Consider the following 19,695-nt stretch of genomic DNA (forward strand, 5'->3'; position numbering starts at 1 on the left):
CGAGCGGGCGAAACACCGTGGTCCGTCCGGCACCCGACCCCGGCATTTCGCCCGCTCGAGCCGTCGGGGACCCCCACCCCACCCGCGAACGGGCGAAACATCCGGGTGTACCGGCGCGCAACGCTGGCATTTCGCCCGCTCGCGCGAACGGGCACTCGTATTCCAGCGGATGCATGCGATTTGCGGCATGCCTGCACGAGCGGGCGAAATACCCGGGTGGAGGGGCCGCGCACCCCGGCATTTCGCCCGCTCGCCGGCTGACGGGCCGGCCCGCTGACGGGCGGACGGGCGCCCGCCCGCGCACGAGAGCGACGCACGCGACGCGACCGCAGGGCGGACGGGAGGCGCGGGGCGGGCCCGCACCGGGCCTCCCGTCCGACAGCGGCGACCGTCTAGGGCCGCGCGCCCTCCTGCTGCCCCGTCACCTGCGCGACCGGCAGGGAGTCGCTCGTCGTGCGGAGCGACTCCTGCCGGAGCTCGAGCTGCGTGACCGCGAGCGCGGCGAGGTCGTGCAGGTTCGCCAGGTCGGCCTCGGTCGCCTGCCGCGGCTTCGTGTCGAGCACGGCGAGCGTCCCGATCGGGGCTCCGTCGTGCTTGACGAGCGGCACGCTCACGTAGAACCGGATGCCGAGCGGCCCGGTGACGAGCGGGCTGTGCTGCATCTCGGGGTGCGTGGAGCCGTCGGGGATCACGACGGGGACGGGCACGGGCGCGAACCCGTTGCGGAAGTTGATGTTGCGCGCTGCTTCGTCGACGCCCTCGGCGATGTACGACTGCGACCAGGCGCGGTCCTCGTCGAGCACCTCGACCAGGGCGATCGGGGCGTCGAACAGGCGGGCGGCCATCGCGGTGGTGCGGTGCAGGGCCTCGTCGGGCAGGGTGTCGAGCGTCGCCGGGCGGGCCGGGTCGGACTCGGCACGCGGCGTACCGGCCGCCGCGGACGACACCGCCGAGGTGGTGTCGACGACGTGGTCCGTGCCGGCGGTCTCGGCGATGACGACGTCGCGCAGCAGCGTCACGAGCTCGGCACCGGCGGGACGGGCGGCCGGGTCCTGCGCGGTCATCGCGCGGAGCAGCTGCTTCCAGTGCTCGGGCAGCGGCTCGGGGACGACCGGGTCGCGGGACAGCCGAGCGACGGCGGACTCGACGAGCGAACCGGGGAACTCACGGCGCCGGGTGAAGCACTGCAGCAGCACGAGGCCGAGTGAGTACACGTCGCTCGGGGCGCCGACGTCGCCGCCTCGGGCCTGCTCCGGGCTGAGGTAGGCGGCGGTGCCCGTGGTGACGCCGTCGGCGGTGAGCCGCTCGACGCCCGCGGCGAGCGCGATGCCGAAGTCGGTGAGCCGTGCACGGGCACGGTCGGAGTCGTTGCCGTAGTCGACGAGCAGGATGTTCGACGGCTTGATGTCGCGGTGCACCACGCCGTGGCTGTGGATGTAGTGCAGCGCTTCGGCCATGTCGTAGCCGATCTCGGCGATGTGGCGCGAGGCGAGCGGGCCGACCGACAGGCGTTCCTCGAGGTCCTGTCCGACGACGAGTGCCATCACGAGGTAGCGCTGGTGGGTGCCGTCGTGGCCGGTCACGACCCCGGTGTCGAGCAGGCTGACCAGGTTGTGGTGCTCGAGCGAGGCGAGCACGCCGAGCTCGGCTTCCTGCCGGGCGATGTCGACGATCCCGGCGTGGAACACCTTGACGGCGACGGGGCGGTGCAGGCTCTCGTCGATGCCGCGGTACACGACGGACATGCCGCCCTGGCCGATGGCGTGTTCGAGCCGGTAGCGCCCGTCGAGCAGTGGGGCCGCGGACTGGGTGTCCTCGGTCGGACTCATCGAACCTCGTTCTCGGTGCGGGCAGGCGTCGGTGCATCCTCCCATCCCGTCGGGGATCGTGGTGGCCCACGGCGTTCTCCGGCTGAACGGCGCCGGCGCGCCCGGCTCGGCAGCCCGTCACCGCCGGTGCGTCGCCACCGTGCTCACCCGCAGGTCGTCGAACGTGCTCGTGAACCCGGCGCCACCGAGCGAGATGAGCCCGACCCTCGGCGAGCTGCCGAGGTCTGCCGTCCAGGTCCCACCGCGGACGAAGTGCCGCCCGTCGACGCTCGTGTACGCCGTGTACCGGTGCTCCCCGCGGACGGACCGGTGCACGATCCGGAGCGTGGTGGTGTCCCCGACCGGTCCGACGACCATGTTGCCGTAGCTCGGCGCCCCGGCCGGTTGCCCGGAGACCTGCTTGCCGAACTCCGTCTGCCGGGTGTTGAAGATCGAGTTCGACGTCAGCCGGAGGTAGTTGCCGTCGTCACCCCACACGATCAGTCCGCCCTGCACGTAGTTCTTGCCGTCACCCGTGGCAGGGGTGTCCACCGCGACGGTCGTCTGCAGCACGTAGTCGCCCCGCGGCGCCGGTTCGGACAGGACCGAGGCGAGCGGCGTCGCCGGTGGGTGGATGTCGGCGTCCTGCGTCTGCCAGCGGAACGTACCGCCGGCGACGGTCCAGGTCGAGCGGTCGGGTTCGCGCGTCCAGCGGAGCGCCGCGGGGAGCGTGCTCCCGTCGAACGACGTCGACAACGCGCGGATGGTCCGTCCGGGCACGTCGACCGGTGCAGTGGTCGCCCGGTGGGTCGCACGCTGCCCCGGCTGCGCGACCGGCCCCGGCTGCACCGTGTCGGACGGCCCCGCCCCGCCCCGCACGACGGGCCAGCCGTGCCGCCAGTCGAGCGGATCGATGAGCGCCGGCCGCTTCGTGTACGTCGGCTGCCCCGCGTAGTACGGGTCGCCGCGGTCGACCGCGTGGTAGATGATCCAGTCCTGGCCGGCGAGGTCGGTGACCACCGTGTTGTGCCCGGTGCCGACCCAGCGGTTGCCGTTCTGCGCGAGCAAGGGGGTCCCGCCGACCCGGGTGCTCGTGATCGCGACACCGTCCTGGTCGGTGAAGGGTCCGAGTGGGCTGCGCGACCGGGCGACGAAGACGCCGTACCCGGTGAGTGCGCCGTTGCAGCAGTTCGTGGCGGAGCCCATGAAGTACCACCAGCCGTCGTGGCGCATCAGGTAGGCGCCCTCGTACCGGTTGTCGATCGCGATCTGCCGTTCGCTCGCGGGGTCGGACCGGAGCCCGTCGGCGCTGAGGGTGCGGACGTTGACGCCACCGAAGTAGCTGCCGAAGTACAGGTACGTGGTGCCCTTGTCGGTGATGACCTCGGGGTCGAACGCCCATCGCTGCCCGGTGCCGTTCGCGGCCGCCTGCGGAGCGACGACGGGGCCTCCGGAGTCCGTCCACGGACCGGTCGGGCTCGAGCTCGTCGCGACGCCCACCGCGGATCCCCCGCCGGTCGGTGCCGATGCCGAGGGCGTGTCCGAGGCGGCGTAGTACAGGTACCAGGTGCCGGGACGACCACGCTCGCCCGCGCGGTACACGACGTCCGGTGCCCAGATCCCGTTGGCGGACCCGACCCACGCCGGTCGTGTCGGGAACGCGTCGTTCACGTACGTCCAGTGCGTCAGGTCGGTCGACCGGTACGTCGGCACCCCGTGCTGCACGAGGGAGCCGTCCGCGTTCTGCTCCGTCGCCGTCAGCGCGTCGGTCGTGCAGTACAGGTACCAGTCGCGATCACGTCCGACCCCGCGGATCGCGGTCGGGTCGGCGCAGCTCGCCGCCGTCTCCCCATCGGGCAGGCTGAGTGCGACCGGGTTCCGGTGGGTCGGCGCCGCGGCGCCGTGTCCCGCGCTGCTGTGTCCGGTGGTCCGGTCCGCCACGGGCGTGGACGCTGCGGCGGCGCCGACCGGGAGGCCCGTGGCCGCGACCGCCGTGAGCGTCGCGACGGCGAGGATGGTTGCGACTGTTCGGCGCACGGGGTCCTGCTCTCATCGTCGAGGAAGGGCTGCCTGCGCGAGCGTACGCTCGCGGGCAGCGGACCGGGCCGGTTCCGTCCGGTTCCGCGCGACGAAGGAGTCAGCGATGCCCGCGAGGTTCGTGTACTGGATGAACGTGTCGATCGACGGCTTCGTCGAGCGCGACGAGGGCGAACTCGGCGACGTCGATGGACCCGAGTGGATGCGGATCGACGAGCCGCTGCACCGCGAGTTCAACGCCCGCGCGGCCGCGATGACCCTGTCCGTCGAGGGTCGGGTCGTCCGCGACATGATGGACCCGTTCTGGCCGGACGCCCGCGCCGACGAGTCGATGCCGGCGTTCATGCGCGAGTACGGCGAGATCTGGACCGACCAGCCGAAGATCCTGGTCTCACGCACCCGGACGAGCGCCGACCACAACACGCGGATCATCGGCGGCGACGACGCGATCGCGCAGCTCGCCGTCCTGCGCGAGGAGTCCGAGGGCGACATCGGTGTCGGCGGCCCGAACCTCGCGACGCAGTTGCTCGACGCGGGGCTGCTCGACGAGCTCCTGCTCTACACGCACCCCGCGGTGCTCGGCGCCGGCCGTCCGCTGTTCGATCCGCCTGCCTCGGGTGGACGGCCGCCGGTGCTGCTGGACCTGCTCGAGCAGCAGCAGTACCACAACGGCGTCACGCTGCACCGCTACCAGGTGCTGCGCTAGTCACTCCCCCGAGGGGCCTGGACCGATGATGACGAGTCGCCAGGCGCTCGGCCGGTCGCTGTCGAAGTCGTTGAACGCGACGCTGTCGACGCCCTTGCTCGACGACAGCTCGATCTGGTGCGGGCTGTCCGTGCAGGACATCGGATCGAGTTCGATGCTCTGCGATCCGCGCGCCGACACGGTCCGCACGATGCCGCGCATCTGCCCGTTGCCGTAGCACGAGAACTCGAGGTGGTCGATCGTCCGCGAGTCCGGGAACTGCACGCGGACGCCGGGCTCGAGATGGGCCGGGTCCTCGTCGCCGGGGCTCGTGTCGGCAGTCAGCACCCCGAGGACCGCGTCCTCCGTCTCGGTCCTCGCCTCCTGCTGCGTCTTCCACTTGGCGAGGGCTTGCTCGTCGACGGGCGGCGCCGACGTGCAGCCGGCGAGCAGGGCCACGCCGGCGAGCGCCGGCAGGACCAGCGCGGAGAAGCGGCGGCCGCGTGACATCAGTCGGTGTCCGTGCCGGCGCTGACGACGAGCACCTGCCATGCGCTGTCGCGGTCGCTGTCGAAGGCGTTGAACGAGATGCTGTGCACGTCACGCTTCCAGGTGCGCGGGAGGTCGACGCGCTGCTGCCCATCGCTGCACCGCATCGGGTCGGTCGACGTGGTCCGGGACGTCGCCTCGGAGGTCGTCGTCACCTGGCCGCTCATCCGGGCGCCGCCGAAGCAGGAGAACTCGAGGTGGTCGATCTGTTCGGGGTGCTCGAAGGTGATCGTGATGCCGCGCTGCAATTCGCCAGAAGCATCGGTCTGTCCCTCGCCGGTGTCGACCCGGGAGTACAGCGTGGCGAGCGCGTCGTCGCCGGCTCCGGACTTCTCCTGTGCGTCCTGCCACGCGCTGAGGGCCTCTTCGTCGACGGGCGGTGCCGACGTGCAGCCGGCGAGCAGGGCCACGACGGCGAGCGCCGGCAGGACCAGGGCGGGGAGGTGTCGCACGGTGCGAGCCTAGCGACGCCGCGGATTGGTCGAAGCGTGCACAACGAACGACGTCCCACCCGTCGATCGACAGGTGGGACGTCGCAGAACGCGCGTGCGGTTCGAGCGGGCGGGTCAGACGTCGCGTCGACGTGCGACCGTCAGCGCGAGTGCACCCACGACGAGCACCTCGGCCGCCAGGACACCGAAGCCGCCCCAGCCGTTGAGGACGACACCGCTCGTCGGTCCGGCCTCCGCGCCCGAGGACGAGTACGCGAAGAGCTGGCTACCTGCCTGGTCGGGCAGGAACCGGAACACGTCACCGACCCAGTCGGCGTTCAACAGACCCGCGACCAGCGACAAGATCACCGGCAGGACGAGCAGGATGCCGAGCGTGATCGCGATGCCGCCGGCACTCGACCGGACGAGCAGCCCGATGCCGTAGGCGAGCAGCGCGAGCAGCGTCACGTAGACCGAGGAACCGAGGATCGGCATGAACACCGACGGGTCGCCGATCTGCGCGGCCGTGCCGTCGGAGGACAGCAGCAGCGCCGACAGGACCACGCCGATCCACGTCGAGACCACGCTCACGACGAAGGTCGTGAGCGCGAGGACGGTGGCCTTCGCGAGGATCACGCCCGTGCGTCGCGGGTCGGCCGTGAAGGTCGAGCGGACCTGACCGGTGCCGTACTCACCCGTGATGATCAGGACGCCGAGCACACCGACGACGAGCGCGCTGAGCGAGACGCCGGTGGTGTTGATGCTCACGAAGTTGGCGTTCATCACGGTCTGCGGGGCGTTCTCCGGCACGACCACGAAGGCGCCGAGCAGCGCCGCCATGCCGATCGTCAGGACGACCAGGATCGCGTAGCACCAGATCGTGGACCGGATGCTCCGGAGCTTGATCCACTCGCTGCGGACCAGGCGCGGGAACGACAGGCGGACCGAGTCCGGCACGGAAGCCGAGTGTGCTCGGGTGACGGGCGGGGTGGTGGCGCTCATCGGGTGCCCTCCGATCGGTACTCGACGTCGTCGCGGGTGAGGGCCATGTAGGCCTCCTCCAGGCTCGCGCCGGTCGGGGTGAGTTCGTGCAGTGCGACGCCGGCCTGGGCGGCGATGTTGCCGACCGTCGGTGCGTCGGGACCGACGACCAGGAAGGTGCCGTCCTCGCGCGGGGTCACGGTCGCGTTCGGGCCGATGGCCTGGAACAGCTGGTCGGGCGACGGCGTCCGGACGATGACCCGGCTGCCACCACCGGCGGCACCGGGAGCGGCTCCGCCGCCGGCGACGAACTCGGCGATCGGGGCGTCGGCCAGGACCTTGCCGCGGCCGAGCACGACCACGCGGTCGGCGGTCTGCGCCATCTCGCTCATCAGGTGGCTGGACAGGAACACGGTGCGGCCGTCGGCGGCCATCCGCCGGGCGAGCTGCCTGACCCACAGCACGCCGTCGGGGTCGAGGCCGTTGACGGGCTCGTCGAGGATCAGGGTCTTCGGGTCGCCGAGCAGTGCGGCAGCGATTCCCAGGCGCTGCCCCATGCCGAGCGAGAACCCGCCGACGCGCTTCTTCGCGACCGACTCGAGGCCGGTCATGTCGATGACCTCGTGCACGCGGGCCTTCGGGATGCCGTGGGTCGCCGCGAGCGAGAGCAGGTGGTTGTAGGCGCTGCGGCCCGAGTGGACCGCCTTCGCCTCGAGCAGGGCGCCGACCTGTCGGAGCGGGTCGCGGAACGTCGTGTACGGCTGGCCGTTCACCGTCGCGCTCCCCGCGGTGGGCCGGTCGAGGCCCATGATCATGCGCATCGTGGTGGACTTCCCGGCGCCGTTCGGCCCCAGGAAGCCGGTCACACTGCCGGGTCGGACGACGAACGAGACGTCGTCCACGGCGGTCTTCGGACCGTACTGTTTGGTGAGGTGGCTGACTTCGATCACGGCGGCCACGCTATTGCAGCGGTGTCCGGTGGCGCGTCCGTCGGAAGGGGGATGTGTCAGGTGCGCGGGGGTCGGATGCGCTCGACCCGGCGCCGTGTCCGGTCGGTGAGCTCGAGCTTGCCACTGCTGTGCAGGACGAGCAGCACCAGTCCGAGCGCGACCGGAGCAGCGATGACGCCCGCGGAACCGCTCTCCGTCAGGATCCCGCGCAACTCGTTGCCGACGACCGTGAGGATGTACGGGGTCAGGCCGAGCGTGATCGTGAAGACGACCGTCCAGAGCCGCGCCACCGCCAACCCGACGGCCGCGACCTCGATCACCCCGACGGCGTACCAGGCCCAGAGGTTGCCGTCCCACAGGCTCCGGCTGATCAGCCACGCCCCCGTGAGGTGGCCGACGCTGCCGTAGCTCGCGACGCCCAGCAGGAACCACCCGGCCGCGGCTGCTGCGCTGTGGTGGCTGCGGACCGGTCGGCCGATGAGAGCGACGAGTGCGCAGGCCGCGAAGAGGGCGAGGGTGCCGCGGTCGACGCTCCAGACCCCCGGGAACCGGACGAACCAGTACGGGGTCACGACGGCAGCGAGGATGCAGACGGTCAGCGCGATCCGCCCGACCGCCCACCGACCCGCGAGCGCCGCGGTGAGGGCGACGAGCCAGAGCGCGGCGAACACGAAGCCGCTGTCGCGGAACGGCCCGACCTGCACCAGCGACTTCGGCACCGGGTTGCCGTGGATCCACGGCGCCCAGCTGCTGACCAGGAACTCGGCGAGCGCGAAGCCGGTGCCCATGGTGAGGGCGATCGTGCTGCCCGCGTCGCGGACGTGCGGCACGACGATCCGGTCCAACCGCGCGGAGACCGCGTGCCCGACGATGTCCAGCCGTTCCTGTCGTGTCGGAGCGGCACGGCCCTCGGCGTCCGCGACGTCGAGGAGCGTCCCGACGAAGGCGTCTTCGTTCGCTGCTCGCCACGTGCGCGGGTACCACCTCGTGAGCCGGCGGTACCGGGCTTCGAGCGGTGAGCCGCTCCGCTGGGCGGTCATGCCGCTCCCCCGGCCGTCGCCGTCGACGCACGCCCGAGCCGGGTGCGGAGGACGCGCAGCTTCGCGTCCAGCCGTGCGGCTTCGTCGGCCAGCCGCTGCTCACCCTCGCTCGTGATCGCGAAGTAGCGCCGGAGTCGACCGCTGACGACCTCGTCACCGCCGCCCTGGACCAGCCCGTCCTTCTGGAGACGCTCGAGCGAGGCGTACAACGTGGTGACCGCGAGTGCGACCCGTCCTTCGGAGAGCTCGGCCACCGCCTGGATGATCGCGTACCCGTGCTGTCGACCGCCCGTCAGGCTGGTCAGGATCCAGAAGACGGGTTCGCGGAGTTCCCCACTGCTCATGACCAGAAGCATATACCCACAATGGGAGTATTCCCAGAACAGGAAGCGCGCGAAGGATGCTCGTGCACGCGACGCAACGGCGGCTAGCCTGACGCCGTGAAGCAGGCACAGGACGACGGACCGTTCTTCCACGGCACCAAGGCCGACCTCCTGCCGGGCGACCTGCTCACCGCGGGCTTCCGGTCGAACTACCGCCCCGAGGTGGTCATGAACCACGTCTACTTCACGGCGGTCTCCGACGGCGCCGGCCTCGCCGCCGAGCTCGCCGCCGGTGACGCCGAACCGCGGGTCTACGAGGTCGCACCGATCGGCCCGTACGAGGACGACCCCAACGTCACCGACAAGAAGTTCCCCGGCAACCCGACCCGGTCCTACCGCAGCACCGAACCAGTACGGATCGTCCGCGAGGTCACCGACTGGCCCCAACTCACGTCCGAAGCGCTGCGCCTCTGGCGCGAGCGCCTGACCGCACTGCGCGCGGACGAGCGCGGGGAGATCATCAACTGAGCCGGCTGGCGGACGGGAGGCGCGGGGCGGGGCCGCCACGGGCCTCCCGTCCGCTCTGTCCCATCTCAGGGCCCCCAACGCGCCCTGCGGACGTCAGCGGCTGAGCGCGTCGCTCGTCGTGACGGTCGCGAAGCTGCCGTCGAGCGCCGCCATGAAGGCGGCGTGGACGCTCGCACCCGGGACGGTGACGCCCCCGGAGGTCAGGTCCGGCGCCGCGCACGCGTCGGCGACGACCGTCGCGGTGAAGCCGAGTTCGTGGGCGGCCCGGGTCGTCGAGTCGATGCACATGCTGCTCATCATCCCGACGATGGTGACCTCGTCGACTCCGGCGTCGGTCAACAGCTCCTGCAGTCCGGTGCCGATGAAGCTGTTCGGTGCGTGCTTCTCGATGATCGTCTCGCCGTCGACGGGCGCGACCGACGGGTGGAAGTCGAGGCCCGGCGTGCCCGGCACGAAGAACGTGGCCTCGGAGTCGGTGGACACGTGGAACACGTGCACCACCAGCTCGCCGGCGGCGCGGAAGGAGTCGAGCACCGCGCGGGCTGCGGCGGCAGCGGCCTCGGGTTCGACGAGGGGGAACGCCCCGCCCGGGAAGTAGTCCAGCTGGATGTCGACGAGGAGCAGCGCGCGGGTCATGGGGTCAGTATGGCGTGCCGCGAGCCTCAGACCGGGCCGTGTCCGGGCTGTTCGTCGCCGGGGTCGCGGGCGAAGGCCAGGCTCTCCGCGATGATCGAGAGCACGACGTCCACCTCGTGGTCGTCGCGCGGCCCGTAGACGAGGAACTCGGTGCCGTGGTCCTCGTACTGATGCGGGGTCGCCCACCCGAGAGCGGTGAGCTCGACGCCGCGAGCCGCCGGCAGGCACAGGTGCACCGAGGTGTCGTCGACACCGTGCACGTGCACGGGTTCGAGGCGCCCCTCGGGAGCGAGCGACGTCCACGGCACGACGTGGTCGGCACGGTCGCGGAGGAACAGTGCGCGCGACGACGCCGGCGAGACCTGACTGTGCCCCTCGACCACGTCCGGCAATGCCAGGGCGTTCGCGACGAGACGTCCCCACCGTTCCGGCGTCGCACGATCGGTGAGCTGACGTTGTGGCCCGTCGTCGGAAACGGACGGGCGGACACCGGGGCGAGGTGTGGAGATCACCGTTCGACGCTACCGGCACGCTCCGCCGCCGCGGGTCACGGTTTCGCGCCGTTGCCGAACGAACCGTGCAGGGTCGTGTCCGCGAAGGCCGTCGTGTCGATCACGGCGCGGACGCGGTCGAGGACGCCCTGGTCCTCCGAGTCCACGCCGATGACGAGTGAACCGTAGTCGACGCGCATCGTGTACGGGATCGTGGCCTCGAGCCCGGTCACGTGCGGGGTCGCGGCGAGGGTCGCGAGTCCCTCCGCCACCGCGGTCGACGTCGACTCGGGGATCTGCTGGTCGAACGTGCCGTCGTAGTGCAGGGTGCTCGCGATGTGCCCTTCGCCCGCCGGCACGGTCAGGGTCAGGTCCACGCCGGTCCACGCCAGCTCGGTGGCCATCGTCGTCGGGACGGCTCCGGCCTCCGACGGTGTCGCGTCGGGGTCCATCGTCACCGTGAACCGCGACGCGAAGTGGTTCGCCGTGACCCACCGGGTGGAACAGGTCGGGTCGGGAGTGGAGCTGGGGGTGTTCGTGGTCGTCTGCGTGGCCTCGGCGACGGACGGGAGCGCACGGACCTGTCGGAGCGCGGTGCCGACCTGGCTCGCGACGGCGGGGTCGAGGGTCGGCGCCGGGGTCTGTTCCGGTGTCGGGTCCGCTTGCTCCGGTGCTGGCACGTCGTCGCGCGGACAGGGCGCCGTCTCGGTGCCGTTCGATCCGTCGGACGACCGCAGTGCGTCGTGTGCCAGGCCCTCGACGGTCGAGCACGCCGTGAGCGGCACGGTGCAGGCAAGGGTGACGAGGAGACCGAGGACGAGACGAGCGCGCACCGAACCAGTCTCGCCGCCTCGTGCTGCGCTGGGGAGCTGGTCGAGCGCGCTGTGTCCCGGTGCTACGCGGCACTCGTGCGATGACGGGAGAGCTGCCCGTCCGGTGCCTGACCCGAACAGGGCAGGACGGACAACTCCTGATCCCGTTACTGCGGGTTGTTCGGAACCGGGCCCCGGATCGATTGCCCGGGCGTACGAACGCGCCCACGTCGAAGTTCGGGTCGACGACGAGGGCGCGTCCGGTAACGGGTCATGAACGACCGGACTCATTCGGAGCCCCCGTTCGAGGGGTTTGGTCGTGTGCGGATCCCCGACTCAGCGCTGCTGGTCGTCCAGGTCGAGCGACGAGGTCAGTTCCGGGAACGCCCGTGCCTGCTCGTCCAGCTGCTGTGCCTTCCGCAGGACCCCCGCGACGCTGTCCGCGCCGGCGACGAGGCGCACCGGCGGCTCGGACATCTCCGTCAGGGCCAGGAGCGTCCGGGCGAGCTTCACCGGATCGCCGCTCTGCTTGCCCTCCATGCCGCGGAAGAACTCCTTGGTCTGGTCCGACGAGGACCGGTAGTCGTCGAGGTGGACGTCGCCCCAGAACGTGGAGCTGCCCTCCGCGAGCAGGTCGGTGCGGAAGAAACCGGGCTCGACGACGGTGGTGTGGATGCCGAACGGCAGAACCTCGTCGTGCAGTGCCTCCATCCACCCCTCGAGCGCGAACTTCGACGCGGCGTACGCGCTCCCTCCGGCGCCGGCGACGATGCCGGCGGTCGAGCTGATGGTGATGACCCGACCGGAGCGCTGCGCCCGCATCACGGGGAGCACCGCGCGGGTGACGTTCAGCGCACCGAAGAAGTTCGTCTCCATCTGCGCGCGGAACTGCTCCGGCGAGACCTCTTCGAAGAAGCCGCCCTGGAAGCTGCCGGCGTTGTTCACCAGCACGTCGATGCGGCCGAACCGTTCGATCGCGGCGTCGACCGCGCTCCGGACGGTGCGCTCGTCCGTGACGTCCAGCGCGACGGCGAGCAGCTCCTCGTGCTGGCCGACGGCTGCGAGGACGCGTTCCGGGTCCCGCCCGGTCGCGACGACGTGGTGTCCGGCGTCCAGGGCCGCACGCGCGAAGTCGGTGCCCATGCCGCGGCTGGTCCCGGTGATGAAGAAGGTCTGGGGCTCGGTCATGTCCCCATCGAAGACCACATCCGTGCAGTGAGTGAGGCTCTGCCCAGACGGGGTCGGGCAGAACCTCTCAGCCGCCCGCGGTCTGCACCTACCGTCAGGGACATGGACCACCTCGTGACGACGACCCCGTCGAACCAGCCCGCGAACGCACCGCACGCCGACGACCGGCTGCCGTGGTTCCCGCTCGCGCTGCTCGCGGCGATCGGGTTCGTGCTCGTCGCGATGGAGACCATGCCCGCGGGCCTCCTGCCGGTCATCGCGGACGGCATGGGGACGTCCGAGGGCACGGTCGGGCTCTTCGTCAGCGCCTACGCGATCGGCACGGTCATCGCCACGGTGCCGGCGATCGCCCTCACCCGGAGTCTGCGCCGCAAGCCGTTGCTGATGACGGCCATCGCCGTGCTGGTCATCGCGAACACCCTCACCGCGTTCGCGCCGAACGTGACCGTCGCGCTCGTGACACGGTTCGTCGCCGGCGCAGCGTCCGGCGTCATCTGGGGCATGTTCGCCACCTACGCGCGGCGGATCAGCCCTGCCCGGTTCGCCGGCGTCTCGCTCGCCATCGTCTCCACCGGCGCGCCCGTCGGCTTCGCGCTGGGCACGCCCCTCGGGTCGTTCATCGGCACCGCCCTGGACTGGCGGTGGTCGTTCATCGGCCTCAGCCTCGTCGGGGTCGTCGTCCTGGCCCTCATCGCCGTGTTCGTGCCGGATGCGCCGGGCCAGACCGGCACCGCGAAGCTCTCCGTCGTCAAGGTGTTCCGCATCCGCGGGATCGCGGTCATCCTCGCCGTCATCGCCACGTGGATGGTCGCGCACAACACGATCTACACCTACATCTCGCCGTACCTGCGGGTGACCGGTACCGACCTCAGCGCCGGACTCGTCCTCCTCGTCTACGGCATCGCGGCGATCCTCGGCGTGGTCGTCACGGGTGCCCTCCTCGATCGACACCCCCGGCCGCTGCTGCACCTGAGCGTCGGACTGTTCGTCGTCACCGGCGTCGTGCTGCTCGTCTGCCACGCATCGCCGGTCGCCGTCCTCGTCGCCGCCGTCCTGTGGGGCATCAGCTTCGGTGGCGCCTCGACGCAGCTGCAGGCGGCGCTCACCACGGCCGGAGGAGAGAACGCCGACGTCGCCAGCGCGTTCCTGCCGGTCGCGTTCAACATCGCGATCTTCGTCGCCGGGGTCTTCGGAGCCGCGCTGTTGACCGTGTTCGACGGACTGGTCCTCGCCGTCGTGATGGTCGTCTTCGGCGCGATCGCGGCGCTTCTCACGCTGGTCGGCCGGCGGTCGGCGTTCCCGGCGCGGCTCTAGACGGAGACCTGGAGCAGCGCCGGCAGAACCGGGGCCGGGTCCGTCGCCAGACGAGCGTGGGTCTCCACGTCGAAGCGTTCGACGCCGTACCGCAGCTTCTGTCGCTCGATGCCCTCTGCGGCGAACCCCGCGGCGGTGGCGACCCGGCACGACGCGGGGTTGTTCACCCGGTGCCCGAGCTCCAGGCGGAAGAGCCCGACGCCGAACGCCCAGGACGAGACGCTGGCGAGCGCCGTCGTCGCGAGTCCGCGTCCGCGTGCCCCGCGCGTCAGCCAGTAGGACGCCCAGGCCGTCCCGTGCCGGAACTCGATCGCGGTGAGCCCGACGTTCCCGACCGCGACACCGTCGTCCACGAGCGCCCAGTTCTTCGCGCGATCGCCGAACCCGAGGAACCGGCTGATGTGCTCGCGCGCCTGCGCCTCGTCGCGCAGGTCGGCGTCGGGGAACTGCGTGTCCAGGTCCGGCGTCGTCCGCCGGGCCAGGAGCAGCGCGGGTGCGTCGTGGACCGACCACGGGCGCAGGTCGACCGCCATGCGATCAGCCGGCGGCCGGCGGCAGCGGACGGGACGCGCGCAGTTCCGGGAACTGCTCGTCGCGCCACTCACCGTCGACGGGCACGCCGCTCACGGCAGCACGCTCCTCACGCTCCCGCAGCTCCACGCGTCGGATCTTGCCCGAGATGGTCTTCGGCAGCTCCGCGAACTCAACCCGCCGCACGCGTGCGTACGCCGGGAGCGCGGTCCTGGCGTAGGCGAGCACCTGTTCGGCGGTGTCCGCCGTCGCCTCGAACCCGGCGGCGAGGGTGACGTACGCCTTCACGACGTTGAGGCGGGCGTCATCCGGGGCGGGCACGACGGCGCTCTCGGCCACGGCGGGGTGCTGCAGCAGGGCGCTCTCGACCTCGAACGGGGACACCTTGTAGTCGGACGACTTGAACACGTCGTCGGTCCGACCGATGAAGGTCAGCTCCCCGTCGGCGTCCCGGACCGCGATGTCGCCGGTGTGGAAGAAGCCGTCACGCATCGACGCCGCGGTCCGGTCGGGGTCGCCGAGGTACTCGGCCATCAGGTTGACCGGCCGCTCGTCGAGGTCCAGGCAGACCTCGCCCTCGTCGCCGGGCTGCCCGGTCACCGGGTCCAGCAGCGTCACGGTGACGCCGGGCAATGCGCGCCCCATCGCGCCCGGGGTCACGGTGCCGCCGGGGGCGTTGCCGATGATCGCGGTGGTCTCGGTCTGCCCGTAGCCGTCGCGGATGGTCAGGCCCCAGGCGCGCTCGACCCGGTCGATGACCTCGGGGTTCAGTGGTTCACCGGCCGACACGACCTCGCGCAGTGCCCGAGGGCGCGCGCCGAGCTCGGACTGGAGCATCATCCGCCAGGCGGTGGGCGGTGCGCAGAACGTGCTCACCTCGGCGGCGTCCAGCTGGGCGAGGAGCGCGGCCGGATCGAACCGCGGGGTGTCGTGGACGAAGACGGTCGCCTCGGCGATCCACGGCGCGAAGAAGCAGCTCCACGCGTGCTTGCCCCAGCCGGGCGAGCTGATCGCCAGGTGCACGTCCCCGGGCCGCAGGCCGAGCCAGTGCATCGTGCTGAGGTGCCCGACTGGGTAGGACGTCTGGGTGTGCACGACCATCTTCGGCTTCGAGGTCGTTCCCGACGTGAAGTAGACGAGGCAGGGATCGGTGGTCTTGGTGACCACGACCGGTCGCGACTCCCCCGCGGGCGCTGGTTCGCCGAGGTCGGACGGGTACTCCGTCCAGCCGTCCACGGCGCCGCCGATCACGATGCGGGAGAAGCCCCCGCGAACGTCGTCGTACTTCGCGGTCTCGCTGCGGTTCGTGACGACGTGCGCCACGGCTCCGCGGTCGACGCGGTCCTGCAGGTCGGCGGTGTCGAGCATCGTCGACGTCGGCAGGATCACCGCTCCGAGCTTGATCACCGCGAGCATCGTCTCCCACAGCTCGAGCTGGTTGCCGAGCATGACCAGCACGTGGTCGCCCTTCCGGACGCCGTGCTCGTGCAGGCGCACGGCCAAGCGGTCGGACCGGGCGGCCATCTCCGCGTAGCTGAGCCGCTGTTCCGAGCCGGCCGCGTCGACGATCCAGAGCGCGATGCGGTCGTTGCCGGCCGCGATGACGTCGAACCAGTCGTCCGCCCAGTTGAAGGTGTCGCCGAGGTCCGGCCACCGGAAGTCGGCACGGGCGGCATCGGCGGACTCTGCGGAGAGCAACTGGTCACGGGCAGCGCGGTACGCGGCGGTCACGTTCGGGTTGGGCACGGACCGATCATGCCGCATCCGTCTGGTCGCCGATCCCGAACAGCCGACGTGCGTTCCCCGATGTGAAGGCATCGCGGGCCACGTCCGAGGGGAACTCCTGCAGGAACGTGTCGATCTCGTCGGCGGAGGGCCGCTGGAACGGGTGGTCGGTGGAGAACAGCAGCCGATCGGGCGTCGTGACGTCGAGCGCGTGCCGGAGCAGGGTGGGACTGAGCATGCCCGAGCTGGTGATGTGGACGTTGGAGCGGACGGTGTCGGAGACCGTCCGCTCAAGCCCGGCGACCCGCGACAGGCTGTCCGCGCGGTCGAGCCAGAAGAGCAGCAGCTCACCCCAGTGGCCCAGCACGATCTGCAGGTCCGGGTGCCGGTCGAAGGTGCCACCGACGATCAGGCGAAGTGCCGCTCGTGCCGCCTCGAGGTGCCACCCCCACCCGAAGGTCGCCAACCCGAGCTCGACCATCGGATCGAATCCCTCGTACGCCGCTTCGCGCAGACGCTTCGACGGGATCTGCGGGTGGATGAAGACGGGCTGCCCGAGCGATGCCGCGACGGCGAAGAGGTCGTCGTACCGGCGGTCGTCGAGCGGCACCTCGCCCGTCCGCCCGTAGACCATCGCGCCGACGCAGCCGAGGCCGGCGGTGCGCTGCAGCTCGGTGACGGCGGCCGCCGGGTCCGCCATCGGCAGGGTCGCGAACGCACGGAACCGGTCCGGGTGGTCCGCCACCGCGGCGATCGCGATGTCGTTCGCCTGTCGGCTCAGCGGGATGGCGTCCGCGGCGTCGAGCGGCTGCGCTCCGGGAGGTGCGAGCGACAGCACCTGCACGTCGATCCCCTGCTCGTCCATCGCCGCGAGCCGGGCGTCGCCGAGGTCACGGAGTCGCTCGCCGTTGTCGCCGAGGTCGTCCAGCGCGGTGCTCGGGTCGCGGCGGTCCTCGGGCAGGGCGTTGACCGCGTCGGTCAGTGCCGGGTGGTTCCAGTGCTCTTCGATCGCGATCAGGGTCATCGGGTGCCTCCGTCAGGTCTCGCGCCGACGCAGTCGCTCATCGGCGTTGAGTGAACTGTACACCTCGCTCAACGTCGTAGAGTCGGTGCATGGCCGAGACCTCACGCGACGCGAAACGCGCACAGACCGCCGAGCGCATCCGCGATGCAGCCCGGCAGCAGTTCGGTGCGAACGGATACGAGGGCACGACGATCCGGAGCATCGCCGCAGCGGCGGGCATCGATCCGTCGCTCGTGATGCAGCACTTCGGGTCGAAGGCAGCGCTGTTCGCGACCGCCGTGCAGCTGCCAGCCGTGTCGGACGGCGGGGGTGAGCGCGCCGCTGCCGACCACCTGCTCGACGTCCTGGGGATCCGGTTCGACGCACTCCCCGCCGAGACGGCCGCCCTCGTTCGGTCGATGCTGACGGTGCCCGAGGCCACGGACACGATGCGCGGCTACCTCGACGAACGGGTCGAGAACCTGACGCGGTCACTCGACGGCGACGACGCGCGGCTGCGGGCCGTGATGACCGTGAGCGGGATCCTCGGCATCACGATCACGCAGCACTTCCTGCGTCTCAGCGCGTTCGAGGGTGCGTCCCGCGACGACCTCCTCCGCGCGGCGCAGGGCTGGGTCGAGTCGCTCACGACGGAGTCCCGATCACCCAGTCGCTGAACCGGATCAGTCCAGACCGCGCAGCCACGTCTCGAGCCACGGCACGACCTCCGAGAGGTCCATCGTGTCGATCGCGGACGACGCTGCCGCCCGTGCTGCTCCGGTCGCGTTGAGTGCCAGTGCAGCCGGGACCACCTCGAAGAGCGGGATGTCCGATCGGCTGTCCCCGATCGCACAGCACCGCTCGATCGGCACGCCACGAGTCAGCGCGTACCGAAGCGCAGCGTCTCGTTTGTCGAACTCGTCGAAGTGCTCCGCCACCGTCCCGTCGTGGGTCTCGCCCGTGACCCCCACCCGCGGTCCGCCGTTGGCCACGAACCCGAACCGTCGCGCGAGCGACGCCGTGACGGGCTGCCACGCGAGCGACGCGAGCACGGGAGCGACCCGGTGCGAGCGACACCACGCCACCATGAGCTCCACGCCGGTGAGCACCGGCAGGTCTTCGAGCCATCGATCGACGGCCGACGTCGATGCACCGCGCCAGCCGGCGGCGTCGATCTCGCTCACCTGTCGGTTCGTGAGTATGCCGTCGGCGTACTGCCGCTCGGCCTCGTCCAACGCCTCCCGATGGCCGAGACGCGCGGCGAGGTGACTGCTGCTCGAACCGGTCGACACGAGGGTCCCGTCGACGTCGAAGAAGACGATGCCGCGGACCGGTTCCGTCACGGCTCTCGATCCTCCGGCATCGCGGCGCGGATCGCCGCGATCGTGTCCGCGGTTTCGACGTGCAGGTGCGCCCGGATCCCCATCGCGCGGGCAGCCTCGATGTTCTCCGGCACGTCGTCGATGAAGAGGACATCGGCGGGTGCGGCGTCGAGCCGGTCGAGCACGATCCGGAACGCCTCGGGTTCCGGCTTGGTGACCCCGATCTCGTGGCTGTAGGAGATCGGGTCGAACACGGCCGAGAACCCGAACCGTCGCTCTTCCTCCTCGCGCGCGCCGTCACCCGAGTTGGACAGGATCGCGAGTCCGACCTGCCCGCGCAGACCGGCGAGGAAGTCGAAGAGCGGCTGGTTCAACGTGCCGCAGTACGCGTCCCAGAAGTCGGCTCGCATCGACGCGAGCACCTCGGCCGAGGCTCCGAGGGCCGCGCCGATCTTTCCCCAGTACTCGTCGTCGACCCCGGTCCGCCGTGCGGCATCGGGCAGGTCGGCGTTCGACAACCGCGCCGAGAACTCCTCGTCCGTCAGACCGAACGCCGCCGCCCACCTCGTGCGGAACTGCCCGGGCCACGCTGCGTCGTCGACCTGCTCGAGCACCCCGCCGACGTCGAGCAGCAGCCACCGCACCCCACCGCCGGTCATGCGGAGGCCCCGTCGAGTCGACGGATCATCTCGAGCTCCCGCTCGTCGGGCGCGAGCACGTACGGCTCCGTCGCCCCGGTCGGCTCGTACCCGCGCCGCGCGTAGAAGGCCTGGGCCCGCAGGTTGCGCTCGTGCACGTGGAGTCGGAGCGTGTCGCCGTGGCCGGATGCCCACGACTCGATCGCGTCCAGCAGGGCATCGGTCACACCAGCCGCACCTCCGCGGTGCGACGGCGCCACGTACACGCCGACCAGCAACGGGCCGGTCACGGCGTCGGGGATGAACGACCCCATTGCACCGACCCAGCGGCCGTCGGCGTCGATCGCCACGAGTGCGGTGCCGCCGGTGTCCTGACCGCGCCGGCCCCGCGCACGCCACTCCGCCTCGTCGAGCTGCTCGGCGTCCGCCAGGTGCTCCGCGTAGGCCATCGGGGTGTCCCGGAGCATCTCCAGACGGAGCGCTCGGACGGCTTCCCAGTCGGCTTCGGTCGTCGGTCGGATCGTGATCCCCTGCATGGACCGAGCCTAGGACAGCTGGCGGTCGGCGAAACTCGTCCGAACTGGTTCCAATCGACTTCGGGCAGGGCACCGAATCACCTGCACAGACCGGGAACCACCCGGAGCGCTCACCAGCCGCACATTGCTGGTTCTCCACCCTGCACCAGGGTGTGTTCGGCGCGCAC

General features: G+C 71.2%; 22 protein-coding genes. 4 read left to right on the top strand and 18 right to left on the bottom strand.

The genetic code is table 11. The features are described from left to right. Positions 1-392: 392 nt before the first annotated feature. Together EDF63_RS18215 and EDF63_RS18220 are read right to left on the bottom strand one after the other, a co-directional pair. Positions 393-1,829 (bottom strand): GAF domain-containing serine/threonine-protein kinase, encoded by a 1,437-nt coding sequence (locus tag EDF63_RS18215; RefSeq protein ID WP_123314415.1) that lies wholly within the window; start codon positions 1,827-1,829, stop codon positions 393-395. 117 nt (positions 1,830-1,946) lie between these two features. Further along, positions 1,947-3,845: a family 43 glycosylhydrolase gene (locus EDF63_RS18220; protein WP_123314416.1), complete on the bottom strand. Its 1,899-nt coding sequence runs from the start codon at positions 3,843-3,845 to the stop codon at positions 1,947-1,949. 106 nt (positions 3,846-3,951) lie between these two features. Here EDF63_RS18220 and EDF63_RS18225 point away from each other — a divergent pair, with 106 nt between their 5' ends. Beyond that, the gene (locus tag EDF63_RS18225) at positions 3,952-4,551 is read left to right on the top strand and encodes a dihydrofolate reductase family protein (protein WP_123314417.1); all 600 of its coding nucleotides are present in this window, start codon (positions 3,952-3,954) and stop codon (positions 4,549-4,551) included. On the opposite strand, the gene EDF63_RS18230 is transcribed toward EDF63_RS18225, so the two are convergent. From EDF63_RS18230 to EDF63_RS18255, 6 genes are all read right to left on the bottom strand, one after another. Then, positions 4,552-5,040, bottom strand: coding sequence for a hypothetical protein (locus tag EDF63_RS18230; RefSeq protein WP_123314418.1), 489 nt, complete (start codon positions 5,038-5,040; stop codon positions 4,552-4,554). Then, positions 5,040-5,531, bottom strand: coding sequence for a hypothetical protein (locus tag EDF63_RS18235; protein WP_123314419.1), 492 nt, complete (start codon positions 5,529-5,531; stop codon positions 5,040-5,042). The genes EDF63_RS18230 and EDF63_RS18235 overlap by 1 nt, the downstream gene beginning before the upstream one ends. A 114-nt stretch (positions 5,532-5,645) precedes the next feature. After that, positions 5,646-6,512: an ABC transporter permease gene (locus EDF63_RS18240; protein WP_123314420.1), complete on the bottom strand. Its 867-nt coding sequence runs from the start codon at positions 6,510-6,512 to the stop codon at positions 5,646-5,648. Further along, positions 6,509-7,441: an ABC transporter ATP-binding protein gene (locus EDF63_RS18245; protein ID WP_123314435.1), complete on the bottom strand. Its 933-nt coding sequence runs from the start codon at positions 7,439-7,441 to the stop codon at positions 6,509-6,511. The genes EDF63_RS18240 and EDF63_RS18245 overlap by 4 nt, the downstream gene beginning before the upstream one ends. A 56-nt stretch (positions 7,442-7,497) precedes the next feature. Then, entirely contained in the window at positions 7,498-8,481 is a 984-nt protein-coding gene (locus EDF63_RS18250; protein ID WP_123314421.1) for a hypothetical protein, read from the bottom strand. Beyond that, complete coding sequence (locus tag EDF63_RS18255; RefSeq protein WP_123314422.1) at positions 8,478-8,825, bottom strand: PadR family transcriptional regulator; 348 nt, start codon at positions 8,823-8,825, stop codon at positions 8,478-8,480. Before EDF63_RS18255 ends, EDF63_RS18250 begins: the two co-directional genes overlap by 4 nt. 96 nt (positions 8,826-8,921) lie before the next feature. Here EDF63_RS18255 and arr point away from each other — a divergent pair, with 96 nt between their 5' ends. Next, positions 8,922-9,332 (top strand): NAD(+)--rifampin ADP-ribosyltransferase, encoded by a 411-nt coding sequence (gene arr, locus EDF63_RS18260; RefSeq protein WP_123314423.1) that lies wholly within the window; start codon positions 8,922-8,924, stop codon positions 9,330-9,332. Positions 9,333-9,425: 93 nt separating this feature from the next. Here arr and EDF63_RS18265 read toward each other — a convergent pair whose 3' ends face one another. From EDF63_RS18265 to EDF63_RS18280, 4 genes are all read right to left on the bottom strand, one after another. After that, entirely contained in the window at positions 9,426-9,968 is a 543-nt protein-coding gene (locus tag EDF63_RS18265) for a cysteine hydrolase family protein (RefSeq protein WP_123314424.1), read from the bottom strand. 26 nt (positions 9,969-9,994) lie between these two features. After that, positions 9,995-10,480, bottom strand: a complete 486-nt coding sequence (locus EDF63_RS18270; protein ID WP_260233171.1) for a luciferase family protein — start codon at positions 10,478-10,480, stop codon at positions 9,995-9,997. A 35-nt stretch (positions 10,481-10,515) separates the two neighbouring features. Next, positions 10,516-11,292: a hypothetical protein gene (locus EDF63_RS18275; RefSeq protein WP_260233172.1), complete on the bottom strand. Its 777-nt coding sequence runs from the start codon at positions 11,290-11,292 to the stop codon at positions 10,516-10,518. Between the two features lie 315 nt (positions 11,293-11,607). Continuing rightward, positions 11,608-12,459 carry an SDR family NAD(P)-dependent oxidoreductase gene (locus EDF63_RS18280; RefSeq protein WP_123314425.1) on the bottom strand — a complete coding sequence of 284 codons (852 nt, stop codon included), beginning with the start codon at positions 12,457-12,459 and terminating at the stop codon, positions 11,608-11,610. Between the two features lie 102 nt (positions 12,460-12,561). On the opposite strand from EDF63_RS18280, the gene EDF63_RS18285 reads away from it, so the two are divergent. Further along, complete coding sequence (locus EDF63_RS18285) at positions 12,562-13,773, top strand: MFS transporter (RefSeq protein ID WP_123314426.1); 1,212 nt, start codon at positions 12,562-12,564, stop codon at positions 13,771-13,773. On the opposite strand, the gene EDF63_RS18290 is transcribed toward EDF63_RS18285, so the two are convergent. Genes EDF63_RS18290 through EDF63_RS18300 form a run of 3 tightly spaced genes read right to left on the bottom strand, consistent with a single transcriptional unit; the run spans position 13,770 to position 17,053 of the window. After that, positions 13,770-14,306 carry a GNAT family N-acetyltransferase gene (locus EDF63_RS18290; RefSeq protein ID WP_123314427.1) on the bottom strand — a complete coding sequence of 179 codons (537 nt, stop codon included), beginning with the start codon at positions 14,304-14,306 and terminating at the stop codon, positions 13,770-13,772. The two genes, EDF63_RS18285 and EDF63_RS18290, sit on opposite strands and share 4 nt — an antisense overlap. Before the next feature lie 4 nt (positions 14,307-14,310). Next, complete coding sequence (locus tag EDF63_RS18295) at positions 14,311-16,068, bottom strand: AMP-binding protein (RefSeq protein WP_123314428.1); 1,758 nt, start codon at positions 16,066-16,068, stop codon at positions 14,311-14,313. Next, positions 16,058-17,053, bottom strand: coding sequence for an amidohydrolase family protein (locus EDF63_RS18300; RefSeq protein ID WP_123314429.1), 996 nt, complete (start codon positions 17,051-17,053; stop codon positions 16,058-16,060). Before EDF63_RS18300 ends, EDF63_RS18295 begins: the two co-directional genes overlap by 11 nt. Before the next feature lie 89 nt (positions 17,054-17,142). On the opposite strand from EDF63_RS18300, the gene EDF63_RS18305 reads away from it, so the two are divergent. Further along, a complete protein-coding gene (locus EDF63_RS18305; protein ID WP_123314430.1) occupies positions 17,143-17,709 on the top strand; it encodes a TetR/AcrR family transcriptional regulator in 567 nt (188 codons plus the stop codon). A 6-nt stretch (positions 17,710-17,715) separates the two neighbouring features. Here EDF63_RS18305 and EDF63_RS18310 read toward each other — a convergent pair whose 3' ends face one another. From EDF63_RS18310 to EDF63_RS18320, 3 genes are read right to left on the bottom strand one after another with little or no spacing between them, the layout of a single operon-like run. Further along, positions 17,716-18,375, bottom strand: coding sequence for an HAD family phosphatase (locus EDF63_RS18310; RefSeq protein ID WP_123314431.1), 660 nt, complete (start codon positions 18,373-18,375; stop codon positions 17,716-17,718). Beyond that, positions 18,372-19,013, bottom strand: coding sequence for an HAD-IA family hydrolase (locus EDF63_RS18315; RefSeq protein WP_123314432.1), 642 nt, complete (start codon positions 19,011-19,013; stop codon positions 18,372-18,374). Before EDF63_RS18315 ends, EDF63_RS18310 begins: the two co-directional genes overlap by 4 nt. Beyond that, entirely contained in the window at positions 19,010-19,528 is a 519-nt protein-coding gene (locus tag EDF63_RS18320) for a GNAT family N-acetyltransferase (protein ID WP_123314433.1), read from the bottom strand. Before EDF63_RS18320 ends, EDF63_RS18315 begins: the two co-directional genes overlap by 4 nt. Between the last annotated feature and the right edge of the window lie 167 nt (positions 19,529-19,695).

Source organism: Curtobacterium sp. JUb34 (assembly GCF_003755065.1).
Lineage (GTDB): Bacteria > Actinomycetota > Actinomycetes > Actinomycetales > Microbacteriaceae > Curtobacterium.

Excerpts from the sequence above, each read along its gene's own strand:
- EDF63_RS18320 (WP_123314433.1), bottom strand. The coding sequence starts at position 19,528 with ATGCAGGGGATCACGATCCGACCGACGACCGAAGCCGACTGGGAAGCC.
- EDF63_RS18315 (WP_123314432.1), bottom strand. The coding sequence starts at position 19,013 with ATGACCGGCGGTGGGGTGCGGTGGCTGCTGCTCGACGTCGGCGGGGTG.
- EDF63_RS18290 (WP_123314427.1), bottom strand. The coding sequence starts at position 14,306 with ATGGCGGTCGACCTGCGCCCGTGGTCGGTCCACGACGCACCCGCGCTG.
- EDF63_RS18305 (WP_123314430.1), top strand. The coding sequence starts at position 17,143 with ATGGCCGAGACCTCACGCGACGCGAAACGCGCACAGACCGCCGAGCGC.
- EDF63_RS18215 (WP_123314415.1), bottom strand. The coding sequence starts at position 1,829 with ATGAGTCCGACCGAGGACACCCAGTCCGCGGCCCCACTGCTCGACGGG.
- EDF63_RS18300 (WP_123314429.1), bottom strand. The coding sequence starts at position 17,053 with ATGACCCTGATCGCGATCGAAGAGCACTGGAACCACCCGGCACTGACC.
- EDF63_RS18230 (WP_123314418.1), bottom strand. The coding sequence starts at position 5,040 with ATGTCACGCGGCCGCCGCTTCTCCGCGCTGGTCCTGCCGGCGCTCGCC.
- EDF63_RS18250 (WP_123314421.1), bottom strand. The coding sequence starts at position 8,481 with ATGACCGCCCAGCGGAGCGGCTCACCGCTCGAAGCCCGGTACCGCCGG.
- EDF63_RS18280 (WP_123314425.1), bottom strand. The coding sequence starts at position 12,459 with ATGACCGAGCCCCAGACCTTCTTCATCACCGGGACCAGCCGCGGCATG.
- EDF63_RS18225 (WP_123314417.1), top strand. The coding sequence starts at position 3,952 with ATGCCCGCGAGGTTCGTGTACTGGATGAACGTGTCGATCGACGGCTTC.
- EDF63_RS18295 (WP_123314428.1), bottom strand. The coding sequence starts at position 16,068 with ATGCGGCATGATCGGTCCGTGCCCAACCCGAACGTGACCGCCGCGTAC.
- EDF63_RS18285 (WP_123314426.1), top strand. The coding sequence starts at position 12,562 with ATGGACCACCTCGTGACGACGACCCCGTCGAACCAGCCCGCGAACGCA.
- EDF63_RS18265 (WP_123314424.1), bottom strand. The coding sequence starts at position 9,968 with ATGACCCGCGCGCTGCTCCTCGTCGACATCCAGCTGGACTACTTCCCG.
- EDF63_RS18255 (WP_123314422.1), bottom strand. The coding sequence starts at position 8,825 with ATGAGCAGTGGGGAACTCCGCGAACCCGTCTTCTGGATCCTGACCAGC.
- EDF63_RS18240 (WP_123314420.1), bottom strand. The coding sequence starts at position 6,512 with ATGAGCGCCACCACCCCGCCCGTCACCCGAGCACACTCGGCTTCCGTG.